Source organism: Billgrantia gudaonensis, assembly GCF_900100195.1.
Lineage (GTDB): Bacteria > Pseudomonadota > Gammaproteobacteria > Pseudomonadales > Halomonadaceae > Halomonas > Halomonas gudaonensis.
This window is the reverse complement of record NZ_FNES01000015.1, coordinates 15,782-32,855: the sequence shown is the minus strand read 5'-3', so window position 1 is coordinate 32,855 and position 17,074 is coordinate 15,782. Positions and strand designations below refer to the sequence as shown.

The 17,074-nt window shown below is 66.0% G+C and carries 17 protein-coding genes; 9 read left to right on the top strand and 8 right to left on the bottom strand.

What is annotated here, in order from left to right; translation table 11 throughout:
* Nucleotide 1 precedes the first annotated feature (1 nt).
* Complete coding sequence (locus tag BLP96_RS15810) at nucleotides 2-1,528, bottom strand: aldehyde dehydrogenase (protein ID WP_245682288.1); 1,527 nt, start codon at nucleotides 1,526-1,528, stop codon at nucleotides 2-4.
* Nucleotides 1,529-1,705: 177 nt separating this feature from the next.
* On the opposite strand from BLP96_RS15810, the gene BLP96_RS15805 reads away from it, so the two are divergent.
* Nucleotides 1,706-2,629 (top strand): LysR substrate-binding domain-containing protein, encoded by a 924-nt coding sequence (locus BLP96_RS15805; protein ID WP_089688093.1) that lies wholly within the window; start codon nucleotides 1,706-1,708, stop codon nucleotides 2,627-2,629.
* Here BLP96_RS15805 and BLP96_RS15800 read toward each other — a convergent pair.
* Nucleotides 2,624-3,526: a LysR substrate-binding domain-containing protein gene (locus tag BLP96_RS15800; protein ID WP_240455595.1), complete on the bottom strand. Its 903-nt coding sequence runs from the start codon at nucleotides 3,524-3,526 to the stop codon at nucleotides 2,624-2,626. The genes BLP96_RS15805 and BLP96_RS15800 overlap by 6 nt on opposite strands.
* An 82-nt stretch (nucleotides 3,527-3,608) precedes the next feature.
* Here BLP96_RS15800 and BLP96_RS15795 point away from each other — a divergent pair, with 82 nt between their 5' ends.
* From BLP96_RS15795 to BLP96_RS15785, 3 genes are all read left to right on the top strand, one after another.
* On the top strand, nucleotides 3,609-4,502 hold the full coding sequence (locus BLP96_RS15795) for a HalD/BesD family halogenase (RefSeq protein WP_089688089.1): 894 nt from the start codon (nucleotides 3,609-3,611) through the stop codon (nucleotides 4,500-4,502).
* A gap of 44 nt (nucleotides 4,503-4,546) precedes the next feature.
* Complete coding sequence (locus BLP96_RS15790) at nucleotides 4,547-5,794, top strand: M24 family metallopeptidase (protein ID WP_089688087.1); 1,248 nt, start codon at nucleotides 4,547-4,549, stop codon at nucleotides 5,792-5,794.
* Nucleotides 5,795-5,919: 125 nt separating this feature from the next.
* Nucleotides 5,920-6,789, top strand: a complete 870-nt coding sequence (locus BLP96_RS15785) for a glycine betaine ABC transporter substrate-binding protein (RefSeq protein WP_089688086.1) — start codon at nucleotides 5,920-5,922, stop codon at nucleotides 6,787-6,789.
* Nucleotides 6,790-6,832: 43 nt separating this feature from the next.
* On the opposite strand, the gene BLP96_RS15780 is transcribed toward BLP96_RS15785, so the two are convergent.
* Both BLP96_RS15780 and hmuQ read right to left on the bottom strand, forming a co-directional pair.
* The gene (locus BLP96_RS15780; protein ID WP_089688084.1) at nucleotides 6,833-7,705 is read right to left on the bottom strand and encodes a sirohydrochlorin chelatase; all 873 of its coding nucleotides are present in this window, start codon (nucleotides 7,703-7,705) and stop codon (nucleotides 6,833-6,835) included.
* A 17-nt stretch (nucleotides 7,706-7,722) separates the two neighbouring features.
* Nucleotides 7,723-8,055: a heme-degrading protein HmuQ gene (gene hmuQ / locus BLP96_RS15775; RefSeq protein WP_089688082.1), complete on the bottom strand. Its 333-nt coding sequence runs from the start codon at nucleotides 8,053-8,055 to the stop codon at nucleotides 7,723-7,725.
* 354 nt (nucleotides 8,056-8,409) lie between these two features.
* Here hmuQ and tehB point away from each other — a divergent pair, with 354 nt between their 5' ends.
* The 3 genes from tehB (at nucleotide 8,410) to BLP96_RS15760 (ending at nucleotide 10,786) form a co-directional block, all read left to right on the top strand.
* Complete coding sequence (gene tehB / locus BLP96_RS15770; protein WP_089688080.1) at nucleotides 8,410-8,976, top strand: tellurite resistance methyltransferase TehB; 567 nt, start codon at nucleotides 8,410-8,412, stop codon at nucleotides 8,974-8,976.
* Nucleotides 8,977-9,225: 249 nt separating this feature from the next.
* Nucleotides 9,226-10,251: a MerR family transcriptional regulator gene (locus BLP96_RS15765; RefSeq protein ID WP_089688078.1), complete on the top strand. Its 1,026-nt coding sequence runs from the start codon at nucleotides 9,226-9,228 to the stop codon at nucleotides 10,249-10,251.
* A 184-nt stretch (nucleotides 10,252-10,435) separates the two neighbouring features.
* Nucleotides 10,436-10,786, top strand: a complete 351-nt coding sequence (locus BLP96_RS15760; RefSeq protein ID WP_089688077.1) for a VOC family protein — start codon at nucleotides 10,436-10,438, stop codon at nucleotides 10,784-10,786.
* Between the two features lie 40 nt (nucleotides 10,787-10,826).
* On the opposite strand, the gene BLP96_RS15755 is transcribed toward BLP96_RS15760, so the two are convergent.
* Nucleotides 10,827-11,321 carry a DUF2938 domain-containing protein gene (locus BLP96_RS15755; RefSeq protein ID WP_089688075.1) on the bottom strand — a complete coding sequence of 165 codons (495 nt, stop codon included), beginning with the start codon at nucleotides 11,319-11,321 and terminating at the stop codon, nucleotides 10,827-10,829.
* Nucleotides 11,322-11,499: 178 nt separating this feature from the next.
* On the opposite strand from BLP96_RS15755, the gene BLP96_RS15750 reads away from it, so the two are divergent.
* Nucleotides 11,500-11,964, top strand: coding sequence for a helix-turn-helix domain-containing protein (locus tag BLP96_RS15750; protein WP_089688073.1), 465 nt, complete (start codon nucleotides 11,500-11,502; stop codon nucleotides 11,962-11,964).
* Between the two features lie 103 nt (nucleotides 11,965-12,067).
* Entirely contained in the window at nucleotides 12,068-12,865 is a 798-nt protein-coding gene (locus tag BLP96_RS15745) for an inositol monophosphatase family protein (RefSeq protein ID WP_089688070.1), read from the top strand.
* Between the two features lie 229 nt (nucleotides 12,866-13,094).
* Here BLP96_RS15745 and BLP96_RS15735 read toward each other — a convergent pair whose 3' ends face one another.
* From BLP96_RS15735 to BLP96_RS15725, 3 genes are all read right to left on the bottom strand, one after another.
* On the bottom strand, nucleotides 13,095-14,423 hold the full coding sequence (locus BLP96_RS15735; RefSeq protein ID WP_089688068.1) for a glycosyltransferase: 1,329 nt from the start codon (nucleotides 14,421-14,423) through the stop codon (nucleotides 13,095-13,097).
* Nucleotides 14,424-14,514: 91 nt separating this feature from the next.
* Nucleotides 14,515-16,176, bottom strand: coding sequence for an ABC transporter ATP-binding protein (locus BLP96_RS15730; RefSeq protein WP_089688066.1), 1,662 nt, complete (start codon nucleotides 16,174-16,176; stop codon nucleotides 14,515-14,517).
* Nucleotides 16,173-17,027 carry a metallophosphoesterase family protein gene (locus tag BLP96_RS15725; protein WP_089688064.1) on the bottom strand — a complete coding sequence of 285 codons (855 nt, stop codon included), beginning with the start codon at nucleotides 17,025-17,027 and terminating at the stop codon, nucleotides 16,173-16,175. Before BLP96_RS15725 ends, BLP96_RS15730 begins: the two co-directional genes overlap by 4 nt.
* Between the last annotated feature and the right edge of the window lie 47 nt (nucleotides 17,028-17,074).

The window sequence follows — 17,074 nt, the reverse complement described above, 5'->3', positions numbered from 1 at the left end:
GTCAGGCGTCCAGCTCGATCCAGGTGGTCTTGAGTTCGGTGTACTTGTCGAAGGCGTGCAGCGACTTGTCGCGCCCCTGTCCGGACTGCTTGAAGCCGCCGAAGGGGGCGTTGATGGAGGTGTGGTCGTAGCAGTTGACCCAGACGGTACCGGCGCGCAGCGCGCGGGCGGCGCGGTGGCCGTCGCTCAGGCGGTTGGTCCAGATCGCCGCGCCCAGGCCGTAATCGGTGTCGTTGGCCACGGCCAGGGCTTCGTCGAGGCCATCGACGCCGATCGTCACCAGCACCGGCCCGAAGATCTCCTCGCGGGCGATGCGCATGTCGTTGGTGACCTCGTCGAAGATCGCCGGCGTGATGAAGTCGCCGCCGCTGTCCCGGCGCACGCGCTCGCCGCCGAACAGCAGCCGGGCGCCCTCGTCGCGGCCCTGCTGGAGATAGCCCATGACCTTGTCGGCGTGTTCCGGCTCGATCATCGCGCCCATTTGAGTATCGGGATCGAGGGGATCGCCGGGCTGGAGCTCGTCGGCCCACTGGCGCACCCGGGCCAGCAGCTCGTCCTTGATGGTGCGGTCGACGATCAGCCGGGTGCCGGCGTGGCAGGTTTCGCCCTGGTTGTACCAGACGCCGTAGGCGACATACATGGCGATGCGGTCGAGGTCGTCGACGTTGCGGGTGACGATGTGCGGGCTCTTGCCGCCGCATTCCAGGCCGATGCGCTTCATGTTGGAGCGCGCCGAGTATTCCAGGAACTTCTTGCCGACTTCGGTGGAGCCGGTGAAGCCGATGGCGTCGACATCGTCGTGCAGGCCCAGCGCCTGGCCGGCCTCGTGGCCCAGGCCGGTGATCACCTGCAAGGCACCGGTCGGGATGCCGGCGTCCCGCGCCAGTTCGGCGACGCGCAGGGTGGCCAGCGTCGACTGCTCGGCGGGCTTGAGGATCACCGAGTTGCCGGCGCCCAGCGCCGGCCCGAGCTTCCAGCCGGCGATGATCAGCGGGTAGTTCCAGGGCACCACCGCGGCGACCACGCCGACCGGTTCGCGGTCGATCAGGCAGACGCTGTTCGCCCCGTTGGGCGCGGTCTCGCCGTACAGCTTGTCGAGCGCTTCGGCGTACCAGCGCAGCCCGCCGACCAGCCCGGGCACGTCCACGCTGGTGGTCTGACCGATGGGCTTGCCGGTTTCCAGGGTCTCGAGCAGGGCGATCTCGTCGGCGTGGGCGGCGATGGCATCGGCCCAGGCGAGCATGCGCGCCTTGCGCTCGGTGGGCGGCAATTCGCGCCACTCGCCGGCCTCGAAAGTGCGCCGTGCGATCGCTACCGCCCGGTCGACATCGGCGGCGTCGCAGGCGGCCACCTCGGCCAGGGGCTCGCCGGTGGCGGGGTTGCGGGCGGTGAAGGTGCGACCCGACTCGGCATTGCGCCACTCGCCGCCCACATAGGCGCGACGGGGCAGCGGCAACCGCTCGGCCAGCCCGCGCCAGCCTGCCAGTTCGCGCGTTCGGGGCATCAGCGTTTCGGTATCGTCGGCCATGGTGATCGATTTCCAGAGCTGAGGATTGAGGGTCTCGATGGCCAGTCTGGGCAGCGTCGGATGGGGCGACAAACGAGAATTTGGTACCCTGGGCATGAGTAAAACGCATGACGTACCGAAAAAGCTCGCGTTCCGAAACGCCATCTCCCGATAAAAACGCATGAGGGGCCGTCGCCCATGAGTCGCTACCTGCCACCGCTCAACGCCCTCAAGGCCTTCGAGGCCGCCGCGCAGTGCCAGAACTTCACCCTGGCGGCGCAGCGGCTGCACGTGACGCAGAGCGCGATCAGCCGTCAGGTGCGTCATCTGGAGGAGCAACTGGGGGTGAGCCTGTTCGAGCGGCGGCCGGGGCAGTTGCGGCTGACCGAGGCGGGGCGGCGCCTGCTGCCGGCGCTGAGCACGTCGTTCGACCGCATCGCCATGACGGTGCGCGATCTCGCCTCGCCGACGGATCTCACCCGCTTGCGCCTCAACGTGCCGCCGACCCTGGCCAGTCGCTGGCTGGTGCCGCGCCTGGACGATCTGCGGCGGCGTTATCCCTTCCTGTCGTTGACGTTGACCACCCGCGAGGTCGACGACCTGGCCGCCGACAGCGCGCTGGACGCCGCCATTCGCTTCGGCGACGGCGACTGGAGCGACGTCGAACCGCACTTCCTGATGCAGGAACACCACATTGCGGTCTGTTCGCCGCGCCTGCTGCGAGGCGGCCAGCCGCTGGACCTGAGCGAGCAGACGCTGCTGCACGTGATGCGCACCACCGAGGATCGCTTCCCGACCTGGCGGCACTGGCTGGATGCGGCGGGGATCGAGGGCGTCGATACCCAGGGCGGATTGGAATTCGACCTGCTGGATCTGGCGATTCGCGCTGCATTGGAAGGGTTGGGCATCACCATCGCCGACCGTGCCATGGTCGCCCGGGAGCTGGCCAAGGGAGCGTTGGTGCAGCCGCTGGCGGCGTCGATGCCCGGGCATCAATCCTATTGGTTCGTCACCCGGCCGGGGCAGGGCGACGAGCCGACGCTGACGCTGCTGCGCGACTGGCTGCTCAGCGCCGTAGCCAGCGACAGCTCCCCGGAGCGTTCGTTGGAGCGCTCGTTATAGCGTTGCGGGCAGCGCCTCCGTCATCACCTCGCGCAGCCGTTGCACGAAGGCCTCGAAGGCCGGATGCGTCAGGCTGGGCGAGCGATGGATCTCCAGCTCGGCGGCGGGCAGGGGCGGCAGGCCCTCGGCCTCGCCGAGCACCCGCCAGCGCTCGGGCACCATGCGCCGCTCGCAGAGCGTCACCGCGCGGGCCTGATCGACGATGACGCGCAGGCCGCTGGGGCTCTGGCTGGTCGAGTCGACCTGCCAGGCCAGTCCCCGCTCGGTCAGCGCCTGGAGCGCGCGCCGCCGATACACGCACTGCTCGGGGAACAGGGCCAGCGGCAGTGGGCGTTCCGGGTCTGGGCGGAAGTCGCGATGCGCGGCCCATACCACGGCCTCCTCGCCGACCACCTCGCCGCCGCTGTCGGCGGCGTGGCGCACCGCCAGCACCAGATCCAGCGAGCCGTCATCGAGCCGGTCGAGCAGCTCGGTGGACATGCGGCAGTGGATATGCACCCGCACCTCGGGATGACTCGCCGAGAAACGCTCGAGCAGGGCGGGCAGCCAGGTGCCGGCATAGTCCTCCGGCAGCCCGAAACGCAGGGTGATCGGCTCGTTCGAGACGTTCAGTGCCCCCAACGCCTCGCGCTGGAGCTGCAGCAGGCGCCGCGCGTAGACCAGAAAGGTCTGGCCGTCCGGCGTCAGCGCCAGGTGGCGGCTGGTGCGGTTCAGTAGCCGCGTGCCCAGACGATCCTCCAGGGTGCTCACCCGCAGGCTGACGGTCGACTGCGTCCTGTGCAGATAGCGTGCGGCCGCGGTGAAACCACCGCTGTCGGCCACGGTGACGAAAGCCAGCAGCAGGTCGCTGTCCAGGGCGGGCAGGCGCGATCGATCGGAATCGCCGATTGAATCCATCGGAATGACTCGTTTTTCGAATGGCTGTGGGGCGTCCAGCATAAGCCTGACCGAAGACGACCGACACCCCAGGAGGCTACCGATGAGCGCCACCGACCCTGGCCTGGCCGACGCCGAGGCCCTGGACCTTTCCGATATCGTCGACACCGCGCGATATCCCCTGCACCGGCCCGATGACCCGGCGCTGCTCGAGACCGTCGAGATGGCCCGCGCCCACCTGGACCGCGAAGGCTGCGTCGTCTTGCGCGGCTTCCTGCGCCAGGACCGCCTCGAGCGCGTCCGCGCGGAGAGCGCGCGGATGGCCGAGACGAGCTTCTACAACACCCGCGAGGTCAACGCCTACTTCACCGCCGACGACCCCGAGCTGCCCGAGGAGGATCCCCGGCGACTGTTCATGACCCGCACCAGCGGCTTCGTGACCCGCGACATGATCACTGCCGACACCCTGATCCACCGGCTCTACGTCTCACGCGCCATGAAGTCGCTGGTGCAGCGCTGCCTGGGCGAGCCGCGCATCTACGAGTACGCCGACCCGTACGCCGGGCTGGTGCTCAACGTACTGCCGGACGGCACCGAGCAGCCGTGGCACTACGACACCAACGAATTCATCGTCACCATGATGACCCAGCAGCCCGAGAGCGGCGGGGTGTTCGAATACTGCCCCAACATCCGCAACCCCCAGGACGAGAACTACGCCGAGGTCGGTGCGGTGATTCGTGGTGAGCGAACGCAAGGCGTAAAGCGGCTCGACCTGCAGCCGGGCGATCTGCAGTTGTTCAAAGGGCGCTTCAGCCTGCACCGGGTCACGCGCGTGGAAGGCGACACGCCGCGCCTGACGGCGATCTTCGCCTATTCGCAGGCGCCCGACGTGGTGGGGCGCCTTGAGCGCACCCGCCAGCTCTACGGCCGGGTCTCGGAGCAGCACATGCTGGCAGAGGAGCGCCGCGAGGCGCGTGCCGACGGCCTGATCGACTGAACCGAAACAACGATGACTACCGCCCCCGAGACGAGGAGACACCGATGAGAATGGACCTGGCGTCCATGGGCATCCTGCCGCCCACCCACGAACCGGCGGAATGCGAGCCCTCCGCCGACGAGATTCCACGCATCCTGCTGGATCGGCTCGGACGGGTGCGCGCCGAGCTGGCCAAGCGCGACATCACCGCCGCGGTGCTGTTCGACCCCGCCCACGTGCGCTACGCCACCGGCTCGCGCAACATGCAGGTCTACAGCTCGCGCAACCCCGCGCGCTATGCCTTCGTGCCCGCCGAGGGCCCGGTGGTGCTGTTCGAGTTCTCCGGCTGCGAGCATCTGGCCAGCCACCTGCCCACGGTGGACGAGATCCGGCCGGCCAAGGCGATTTCCTACTACTTCAACGAAAAGAACACCGCAGCGGTGACCCGCGCCTGGGCCGACGAGATCGTCGAGCTGGTACGCCAGTGCGGTGGCGGCGAGCGCATCGCCATCGAGAGTGCCACGCCGGAGGCGGGCTTCGAGCTGCAGCGGCGCGGCTTCCGGGTGCTGGACGCCCAGGAGCCGCTGGAACGGGCGCGTGCCTACAAGGTGCCCAACGAGATCAAGATGATCCGCTCATCGCTGCGTGCCGTGGAAGACGGCGTGCGCAAGCTGGAAGCCGCCATCGCGCCGGGCGTCAGCGAGAACGCCGTCTGGGCCAAGCTGCACGAGCACATCATCGCCACCGATGCCGACTTCGTCGAGACGCGGCTGATGAACTCGGGGCCGCGTACCAACCCCTGGTTCCAGGAGTGCTCCGACCGCCTCATCCGCGACGGCGAGCTGGTCGCCCTGGATACCGACGTGGTGGGGCGATACGGCTACTATGCCGACTTCTCGCGCACCTTCCTGTGCGGCCAGGGCGAGGCGAGCCCGGCCCAGCGGGACCTCTACAAGCTGGCCTACGAGCAGATCCGCACCAACATGGAAAACCTCAAGCCCGGGGTCAGCTTCAAGGAATACGCCGAGCGTGCCTGGCGCATTCCACCCGCCTACCGGGCGCGGCGCTATTTCGCCCTGGCGCACGGGGTGGGCATGAACGGCGAATACCCCTACATCGTTCATCGCGAGGACATCGACGACAAGGGCTACGACGGCGTCATCGCTCCGGGCATGACGTTGTGCGTGGAAAGCTTCATCGGCCACGAAGACGGCGGCGAGGGCGTCAAGCTCGAGGAACAGCTGTACGTCCGCGACGACGGCCGGGTCGAGCTGCTGTCGGATTATCCCCTCGATTCCAGGCTGATCGGCTAGGCACGAGCACCGGCGCCATTCCCTTTTCTCATGGCAGGCATTCTCAATCCAAGGGAGGGGAGTGGCGAAGAGATTGTTAGTATCGAGCTTCCATAAAACAACGCCATAACGGGGAGATTTTTCGAATGAAGAAACTGTCATCCGCACTGCTGGCCCTTGCCCTCATTCCGGCGAGCCAGGCCCTCATGGCTCAGGACGAGAACCTGACCATCGGCACCAACAACTGGGCCGAGAACATCGCCGTCGCCAACATGTGGAAGATCCTGCTGGAGGACGAGTACGGCTACGATGTCGAGCTCTCCAATGTCAGCAAGAATGCGCTATACACGGCCATGGCCCAGGGCGATATCGACATCTCCATGGAGATCTGGCTGCCGATCACCGACAAGCCGTTCCTCGAACCCTACGAGGACCAACTCCAGGTGCACGACGCCTGGTACGAGGGCACGGGGCTGGGTCTGGTCGTTCCCAGCTACGTCGACATCGACACCATTCCGGAGCTCGTGGAACGTGCGGACGAGTTCGAATACCAGGGCAGCCCCTCCATCCTGGGCATCGACAGCGGCTCCGCGATCGCCGGCCTGACCGATGACGCCATCGAGGCGTACGAACTGCCGCTGTCGCAGATCAACAGCTCGGGCCCGGCGATGATGTCGGCGCTCGACAGCGCCTATGCCAGCGAGGAACCCATCGTCGTGACCCTGTGGAGTCCGCACTGGGCCTTCGCCGAATACGACCTCAAGTACCTCGAGGATCCCAAGGGCATCTACGGCGAAAACGAAACCATCTACTGGTTCTCGCGCGGCGACTTCGCCAGCGACGAGCCCTGGCTGACCGACGTACTGAACGCCTGGTACATGGACGACGACAGCCTCGGCGGCCTGATGGCGACCATCGAGGAAGTCGGCGATCCCGTCGAGGGTGCCCAGCAGTGGATCGACGACCATCGCGATCTGATCGACGAATGGCTGGAAGTGGAAGCCGAGGCCCCTTGATCCTCCCCCTGGCCCGGCATGCGAGCGATTGCCGGGCCGTGGCTCAGTCTGGCATGACGCTGCCGCCTGCGGGCGGCAGTTCCGTCAGCAGCGGCTCGCCGGCCAGGGCCTGCTGCAGGCGGGTCGCCAGGATATCCACGATGGCGTCGTGTTCGCCGACCAGCCGCGTCGCGGTCACGTTCAGGCCGGGCGAGCGCGACATTGCCGCTTGGCAGATCTCGGCGATATCGCCCCCTTCGCCGGCGTGGCGACCCGGGGAGAGGAACAGCATGGCGAGAATCACGTCGCCGTGGGCCATCGCCGGTGAAGCCAGCAGGTCGACCAGCAGCGGCTCGTTGAAGCGATAGGCATCGCCGTCGCGGCGCTCCATGGAGGCGAAGGTGACGCAGCTCGCTGCATCGGCCAGCAGCACGCTCAGCTGGCCGGCGAGATAGTTGCGCACCGCCGTGACTTCCGGGTTCGGGCTGCCGTGATCGACCAGCACGACCTTCGGCCGCGACAGCCCCGCCATCCTTTCCCGCACGTTGTCCGCCAGCAGCTGCGCCAGGCGCAGGTCCACCGTCGTCTGGCTTTCGACCAGGGGCAGGGCCACCTTGACGCCCAACTGCGGGTAGCTGGCCTGCACCTCGCCGAGGCGCTCGGGCAGGTAGCCGGTCAGCGCCTGGCTGGGGCCGAAGAAGAAGGGAAGGATGAGCAGCTCGGTCACGCCCTGCTGGGCATAACGCTCGGCCAACGGCCCCAGCGACACGGCCTTGCGGCCGTCGAGCTTCTCTGCGGGGATCTTGAAGGAGTGCAGCAGGGAAGCGGCCTCGACCGCCTCGCCAGTGGTCCGGCTCAGGGCGTGAGCCAGGCGACGCAGGTTGAGCGTGGCCTGCGGGCGCAGGGAGCCGTTGTCGACGAGCACGATCTTTCGCATGGCAGGCCTCGGTGCGTTCAGGCGTCGTTCGACTCGCCGATCGTCTGGATGACCTCGAAGCCCTCGAACTTGGGCGGGCCGAGGTAGAGCCCCTCGCGGCGGCTCTGGCCGGCGTTGGCATGGGCGGCACGGAACGCTTCGGAGTGCGTCCAGGCCTCGAAGTCCTCGCGCGAGCGCCAGATGGTGTGCGAGGCGTAGAGGACGTGATCCTCCTCCTCGGGCCCGCGCAGCATGTGAAACTCGACGAAGCCGGGCAGGCCCTGCAGGTGGGTCTCCCGCTCCAGCCAGATCTGCTCGAACTCGTCCGTTCTCTCGGGATTGACTCGAAAACGATTCATGGCGATGAACACGTTGCTCGCTCCTCGTGGTTGGCCGCTCAAAGGGGTCCAGGTGACGATGACACCTTCACCGATGGTGGGCAAGGCAGAGCGTGGTGCAACTGAGTCGCGCGCTGCACGTCATTCATTCCCATGTCGCCACGAGTGGCTCAGGTGGGCAATGAGTTATCGATTCTTCAATGCTGCTTATGTCCGTTCAGCGTCTACCGCTGAAGATCACCGAACGCTCATCTTGCTGGCGCAGGCGCAGTGGAGCTGAATGGATGACATGGAACAATACTGTAGTGAAATGTTCGGGTATTGCGCTCGGCACCCGTGATCGTCGTAGTACCATGCGGCTTCCCCGTTTAGACACAGGTGAGCATCATGACGTCCAATCTGAACGACCGCTACGGCCTGAACCCGGCGCATAGCGAAGTGGTGGAAGCGTGCAAGACGATCGCGCCATGCAGCGCCCTGGACATGGGCTGCTCCAACGGGCGTAACGCGCTATACCTGAGCGAGCTCGGCTTTGACGTGACCGCAGTCGACAACAACCCCGGCGCGATCAGCATGCTGCAGCAAATCGTGGACGCGGAAGGGATCGCCAACGTCACGGCGCAGGTATACGACATCGACACTGCTGCGCTGGATGCGGATTACGACTTCATTGCCTGCACCGTCACCCTGATGTTTCTCAACCCGGCAAGCGTTCCCGCAGTGCTTGCCGATATGCAGGCGCACACCCGGCCCGGCGGCTATAACCTGATCGTGTGCGCCATGAGTACGCAAGAGCACCCATGCCCGGTACCTTTCCCGTTCACTCTTCAGGAATCCCAGCTGCGTGAAGCCTACACGGGGTGGGAACTGGTCAAATACAACGAAGACTTGGGCACCATGCACAACGGCGCGCAGTTGCAGTTCGCCACCATGCTGGCGCGCAAGCCGGAGTAGAGGCCCCATTGCGTGATCATATTTGCGCTGCAACGTACGGCGCGCCGTGCCAGTCGCCGATCGTGGCCTACCCTCTCTGGACGACCAACCTGGCCTCCGAGGCCTCGAGTTTCGTGAGTGGCAGTGCGGTGCCCGTGGACGGTGGATCGTCCACCAACAGGACCTGAATCTCCGTGTTGCAGGGCATTTGACCCTCACGCGACGTGAGGCTCCAGACTTCAGCCACGCGTGGACAAGAGGAGATGAAGCATGCTGTTACGCGTCGGTGAACTGGCCAAACGCACCGGGCTGACCGTCCGGACGCTGCACCATTACGACGACATCGGCCTGCTCGAACCCTCCACGCGTTCCGACGCCGGTTATCGGCTCTATCGACGCCAGGATGTCGCGCGCCTGCATCGCATACAGGCGCTGCGTTCCCTGGGCATGTCGCTGGCCGATATCGGCACCTTGCTCGACCAGCCGTCTCCACCGCTGTCGACCGTCATCGAGCGACAGATGCGCTTGCTGGAACGCCAGATCGCGCAGAAGAACCAATTGCTCGACCGTCTGGCGAGCCTGCATCGCCAGGTCGTGAACGGCGAGGAACCGGCAATGGACGATTGGCTGAAAACACTGGAGCTGATGACGATGTACGACCGCTATTTTTCCCCGGAGGAACTCGATCGCTTGCCGCTCTATCAGGCCGACAACGCGCGCCGGGCGGAATGGCAGGACCTGGTCAAGGAAGCCGAGGCGCTGTTGCATCAGGGAGCGTCTCCCGCCTCATCCGAAGCCCGGGATCTGGCGATGCGCTGGATGGCGAAACTCGAGCGCGATACCGCCGGCGACCCGACCCTGCTCGAAAAGCTGAATGCCATGCATGCCAACGAACCCGATGCTCAGGAGCAACTGGGCATTTCCAAGCGGGTGTCGGATTTCGTGATGCAGGCATTCGCCGAGTACAAGCTGACGTTCTATCGGCGCTATCTGTCGGATGCGGAGTTCGATCTCATGCGGGAGCGCTATCCTCAGTGCATGCATGAATGGCCGCCCTTGATGGCCCGGCTGCGTCGGTTGCTGGAGCAGGGCACCCGCCCGGAGGAGCCGGCCGCACAGCAGTTGGCCCGGGAATGGCTGGCCCTGCTGCAGCGCTTCGCCGGCGACGATCCGGCCACGCACCAGAAGATCCGGCAGGCCAATGAGCAGGAACCGGCACTGAAGGACAGTACCTGGATGGATGAACGCATGAAGGATTATCTGGGCCAGGCCGTCGCGAGTCTGACGGCGGGTTGATGTCGTTACCCGTGCCGTTGCGGGGCCACGTCTCGACGTGGCCCCGTTCTTTTGCGGCGTGTCTTCGTGAAGAGCCGTCTGTGGCCGCTCGAACACCGGGCGTTTCGACTACAGTAATCGACATCGGCAAGATGTTCCCGGGCGACAATCGAATTCACGAGAAGCACAGCGGACGAGGAGACGCATGAAGGTCAAGCGCATCATGGCCAACACGGCAACGGAAGACCTCGACAAGGCGGAAGCCTTCTATGGTGACATCCTGGGCCTTGAGCGGCTCATGGACCACGGCTGGTTTCGTACCTACGGCTCGGACGAGCGAATGCGGGTCCAGGTGAGCTTTGGCGCCGAGGGCGGTTCGGGTACCGAGGTGCCCGATCTCTCCATCGAAGTCGACGATCTCGAGACCGCGCTGGCACGCTTCGAGGCGGCGAGCGTGCCCATCGAATACGGCCCCGTCAGCGAGCCCTGGGGCGTACGGCGTTTCTACGTCCGCGATCCGTTCGGCAAGCTGGTCAATATCCTGCAGCACGCGTGAGCGGGTCTGCTGTCATGAGCTTTCCGCCCGCCGGCAGGAATCAGCCTGGGAGCATGTGGGTGTAGCCAAGGCCTGCGATCCATAAGCCAAGGCCGAAACTGGTATGTGTGAAGAGGCTGCGAATCCTGGCAACGTTCGGGCGGGGTGTCTTGCGAGCGGCTATCCCCGCTCCCAAGCAAGGCTGCAGGACAAGAAAGGGGACGAGTACCGTCAGCACGCCAAACACTAGCGGAGGCATGAGCGTCGTTCGGTTGAGCCATTCCGCTCCGGTCAGACCGAGAAATACAGCGGCGAAGGCGATCCCGATGAGGTAGTGCGCAGCCCATCCCAGGGCGGATTCGCCGCGAACCCGCCTGCTGTTGTCGATAGGGCGATGGACGATCGTGCCGTCGGGAAGATGCCCCAGCCAGCGTCCCACCATGGCGTAATCCAGTGAGGGAATGCCGAACAGGCGACGTCGCAGCAAGGCGATCACGTCCATGAAGAGGGTCGCGCCTACGCCAATGGGCAAGGCATCTATCATCAGGTCGGTCATGGCCGATTTCCTCCTGTCAGCAGCGAATCTTTCATCTCAGTGCACTCCAGATTGACGCGACCTTGCCTGTGAGGGGCGCGATCATGGGTACCGGGACTTGCCAAGTGAGTTGCTTCCCTTGGGACGTCAGCCGAAGTCGAATAAGCTACTACTTCAAGTCAACTTGAAGTCAAGTCGCATGCTGGACATCTCTGAGCTCTCACGAAAAAGCGGGGCTCCTGCCTCGAAGCTGCGCTATTACGAGGAAGTCGGGCTTATTCGATCCGTCGGGCGGAAAGGTCTGCGTCGTGTCTTCGAGCCCGATGTGCTACCGCGTCTTGCGCTGATAGCCTTGGGGCAGGCTGCCGGATTCTCGTTGGCCGAGATCCGCGGAATGCTTGGGCAGGAGAAGGAGCCAAGCATCGACCGAGACATGCTGGCTGCCAAGGCAGACGCTGTGGATCGCCATATCGAGGAGCTGAGTGCGCTGCGTGATGGCCTGCGTCATGCCGCGACCTGCACCGCGCCCAGTCATCTGGAATGCCCGACCTTCCAGCGCTTGATGCGGATCGCCTTGGTGCGCCAGGGGGCACGAGGTCGTGGGCGGAAACAGGCCCGTGCGATGAGCCAGAAAGGAGGGACTGCTCGCGGTGACAACACATGATGGCAGCCTCGCCTGCCATCCCGCGGACATCTTGTCCTGCTATCGTCATGGCATCGGTGGCGCATCGTCGCGTCGCGCGCTCCACGTTGCCTCGGGAGGAATCATGCACGAGTCGTCTCTGATCGCATCACTGCAACACGCTGCCCGTCTTGCCGGTGAACGCCTTCTCGAGGGTTACCAGAGTGTCGGTGCCATCGACTTCGAAGCCAAGGGGGCCTCCGATTTCGTGACCCACTACGACCGAGTGGCAGAGCGGATCATCATCGAAAGCCTCCAACGCGCTCATTCCGGACTGGCCTTCCTCGGCGAGGAAAGCGGCGCGACGCCGTCCGCGTCCGGTGATACCACGGTGATCATCGATCCCTTGGATGGCACCAACAACTTCCTGCATCGGGTGCCTCACTTCTCGGTCTCCATCGCCGTGCGCCAGGGCCGTTCATTGACCCACGGTGTGGTCTATCAGCCGCTACTGGACGAGATGATGTGGGCGGTGGCGGGGGAAGGTGCGTACCGCAACGAGCGACGCATCGTCGTGCCGCCGGCCAGAGGCCTTCACGAGATGCTGGTCGCCACCTGTCTGCCTTATCACGACAAGGGCGACTGCTCGACCAGCCTGGCCCATCTGACGACGCTGATGCCTCGAGTCGCTGGCATCCGCGTGCCTGGCTCGGCGGCTCTCGAGGTCGCTTATGCCGGCCTCGGTCGCTTCGATGCTTTCTGGTCTCAGGGCGCTCGGCTCGATTTGTGGGACGTCGCCGCCGGCATCGTCATCGCCCGCGAGGCCGGCTGCACGGTCACCGATCTGGCCGGCGACCCGACGCCCGACGAGTGGGCCAGCCTGCTGGTGGCACATCCCGAACGGCACGACGAGTTGCTCGAGATGCTGGCTGCCCCGCGGTAGGCGGCCGAGCCGCTGAATCTTCGGGCTCTCTCCGCCAGGGTTCGGCCGAAGTCCCGAAATGGCTATCCGGCTCTCTATCGCTTTCGATACGTCGGCAGAAAGCTGGCTGAATCAGCAGTCCCAGTATGAGCTCTGGCATGCCGAGCAACACCGTAAAGAGCTCAACGTCAAGAAACTCGTTGCAGCTTGAGACGGCACATGACCAGGCCGTGCATTGGATGCCATCGCCTCATCCCACCGTCGCCGTGACGCATCGCCGATACAACCTTGCCAGCTTTGCCGCCTGGGTATCTTCATGCCACTGCGCGGCGTGAATCGGGCCGCGGCGGGCGAGTTCTTCGCGTAGCGTCGAGTCGCCGAGTACGCGGTTGACCTTGGCCGCGAAGTCGTCGTGCGTCTCTTCGGCGATCAGGCAGCCCTGGCCCTCTTCCAGAACGTCACGGGTGCCCATTGCCGCGGTGGCGATCACCGGCGTGCCCAGTGCCAGGGCTTCCAGCAGCACCAGCCCCTGGGTTTCGGTGCGTGAAGCGAAGACGAAGGCGTCGGCGGCGCGGTAGGCGGCCTGCAGGGGACCGTCGCGGTCCAAGTAGCTCAGAAAGAGCACTGCCTGGCCTAGCCCAGCCTCCCGTGCTCGCCGGGCCAGCGATGCCTGCGCCGGGCCCTCGCCGGTAACGATCAACCGGGCTTCGGGGTGCTCGGCCAGCACTTGCGGCAGCATATCGATCAGAAACTCGATGTTCTTCTCATGGGCGGCGCGTCCCACGTAGAGCAGCAGCCGTGCCGTCGGCGGCAGGCCATAGCTGGCGCGAAAGTCGCTCTCTTCGTGGGGGTGGGTAAAGGCTTCCAGGTCCAGGCCGGTGGGAATCACGTCGATGGACGTCGTCACGCCATAGCGCTCCAGAGCCTCGCGCATGGCGCGGGAGGGAGCGACCACGGCACTCACATGATGGCACTGGCGAACCGAGAGTCGTCTGGCGACAAAACGCAGCCCGCTTCGCGGCAGCCAGCGCACATAGTGGTGCAGGTACTCCTCGAAGAGGGTGTGGTAGGTCGCCACCACGGGAATGCCCAGGCGCTTGCCCAGGGCGATGCCGGCATGGTGCGCGACGAAGGGCGTATGCACATGGATCAGGTCGAAAGCCTGGGCGGCCAACGCGGATGACAGCGCCAATGCCTGGCGGTAGTGCATCATGCGATCCTCCGGATCGCCGGGCACGCCGCGTGAGGGGACGCGCAGTATCCCGGGGGCATCCGTCTGTCCCACCGGGTAGGTGGGCGCGACCAGCGTGACCGAGTGGCCCAGGCGTTTCAGGGCGGCGCTGAAGCTGGCGATGGACGTGGAGACGCCATTGACTCGCGGCAGATAGACATCCGTGATCATCAGGATATTCAGGCCGCAAGCGTCTGCTGCCGAGGGTCCGGCGGCCTGCAAGGTGGCAGTGACCCGGGCCTGCCGCGCTTCCTGCTCGGCCCGGCGCTGCAAGGCCAAGGCATTGCCCTGGGCCAGTCGCGTGAGGCTTTTCAGCTCTGCCGGGCTGAGCGGTTGACGCGGCGGCATGCAGTCGGACTCCCATGGCTCTTCGCATCGAGCATGGCGGACGAGTGTGACAGCCGCGTGTCAAGGCGTTGCCATCGGAGTGCCCGAGAGCTCACCCCCACGCCGCGGCATGGCGTTCCGGCGGCGACACCGCCGTCGCCACGCGTCGGGGAATTTCCGCGTGGGGCACCGCATCGATCAGCTTTCGCGTGTAGTCGTGCCGGGGCGACGTCAGCACCTCCGCGGTAGGCCCGGTCTCGACGATACGCCCCCCGAGCATCACGGCCAGACGGTGGCTGATGCGCTCCACCACGGCCATGTCGTGGGTGATGAACAGCAGGGACAAGCCGTGACGCTGCTGTATGTCCTGCAGGAGTTCGGTGACTTGCCGGGCGATCGACACATCCAGCGCCGATACCGGCTCGTCGGCGACGATCAAGCGGGGCCGCACCGAGAGCGCCCGGGCAATGCACAACCGCTGGCGCTGGCCACCCGAGAACTGATGCGGATAGCGGTCGAGGTGCGCGCTGTCGAGCGTCACCTCCGACAGCAGCGAGGCGGCCAGGTCGCGCCGCTCGCGTTCGCCGACCAGGCCGTGAATCAGGGCGGGCTCGGTCACCAGCTTCCAGGCCGGCAAGCGGGGATTCAGCGAGGCGAAGGGGTCTTGAAAGATCATCTGTGCCGCGCGGCGCATCGGCAGCAGGTGCCGTCCGTGCAGCTGCGAGACGACGCTCCCCTCCAGGCGTATCGAGCCGGACTGGATCGGGGCCAAGCGCAGGATCGAGCGCGCCAGGCTCGACTTGCCGCACCCCGACTCGCCGACCAGTCCCAGCGTCTCGCCGCGGCCGATCTGCAGGCTGACGCCATCCACGGCGCGCACCGGCTGACGCGCCGCGAAGGGGTGAGCTCGTCGGCCCGGATAGGCGGTGACCAGATCGCTGACTTCCAGTAGCGGCGACGTCGCGGGGAGCGTCGGCGAACCGGCACCCAGGCGCGGGGCGGCATCCAGCAGTCGACGGGTATAGGGGGCTTGCGGCGCGGTGAACAGGGCTCGAGCGGGGGCCGACTCGATCTGCCTGCCGGCTTTGAGCACCAGCACACGGTCGGCCATTTCCGCCACGACACCCAGATCGTGAGTGATGAACAGCACCCCCATCTCGGTCTCGGCTTGCAGCCGGCGCAACAGTGCCAGGATCTCTGCCTGGGTGGTGACGTCGAGTGCCGTCGACGGTTCGTCGGCGATGAGCAGACGCGGCCCGGTGGCCAGCGCCATGGCGATCATGACCCGCTGGCGCTGGCCGCCGGAGAGTTCGTGCGGGTACTGGCCCAGGCGTTCGGCGGCTCGCGGTACCTGCACGCGCTCGAGTGCCGCCACTGCCTGACGGCGCAGCTCGCGGCGCGTCAGGGAAGCATGCCGCTCCAGTACCTCGGTCAGTTGCCGGCCAACGGTCATGGTCGGATTGAGCGCGGTCATGGGCTCCTGGAAGACCATCGACACCAGGCGACCCCGTATCGCCTGCATCTGCCGGTCGGAGAGCCGGGTCAGGTCATGGGGCTTTTCATCGAACAGGCGGATGCGTCCGCGCGTGATGGTGCCTCCTTCACGCTCGATCAAGCGCAGTATGGCCAACGCCGTGGCCGACTTGCCCGACCCCGATTCGCCGACGAGCGCCAGGGTCTCATTGCGATGCAGGGTGAAATCGAGCCCCTTCACCGCTTCGTTGTCACCGAAGCGGACGTGCAGGTCGGACACCTCGAGCAGCGGGGCGCTCATGAGGCCGCCTGCCGGGTCAGCGGCCGCGACTCGGGCTGCAGCGGCGCCATCCAACGGCCTGCGCGGGGGGTGAAGCCCACGCTGAGCGGGTCCTTGCCGACGACCTGCCAGCGAACGGCGTCGCCGAGTTCGAGGCGTCCCCAGGCCCCGGCCGGCTGGCCATCCGTGGTGAAGCTCTCGGTGAGCGACTGCTGGGCAAGATAGAAGATGCCGCCCAGCTGGGTGAAGGCATTCCAGTGTACGTGCCCGGTGAGATGAACCACGGGTACTGCCGCCCGCGACAGGACATCGCGCACCCGGGGTGCCTCCGGATAGGCGCTCAGGTGCGGAGCGCGCTCGAAATAGTAGTTTCCCGAGGGTTCGTTCGGTGAAACCGGAATGTGGCTGACGACGAGTTGCGGCCGTTTCGCCCGGCTCAGGGTGCGTTCCAGCCACTCCAGATCGGCATCCGGCAGGATCAGCCGCCGCGCGCCGCCCGGATGCAGCCGGGGGTCGGCCCGCCACAGCACCAGATCCCAGTCTCCCAGCGAAACCACCTCATGCGCCATGGGCTGGCCAAGGATCTCGGCATTCTCGGCGACCGAGAGGTGCTCGAGGTCATGGTTGCCGTTGACGTGGAAGCGGGGACAGCGAATATCGGCAAGAACCTCGGCCACCTCGCGTGCCAGGCGCCGGTCGGTGCCGGGGTCGACGTCGGAGATGCGGTCGCCCAATTCGATGACCGCATCCGGCTGACGGGCATTGACGTCCGCCACGAATTCGCGGGTCAGTTCGAGGGCGGTTTGCCCGCACTTGGTGCGGGTGTTCGGCCCATGGTGAATATCGGTGATGACGGCCAGTTGCAGGGGCATGGTCGAGCTCCTATCGAGCGCGCCGCCCCGGGGACGGCGCGCAGTCG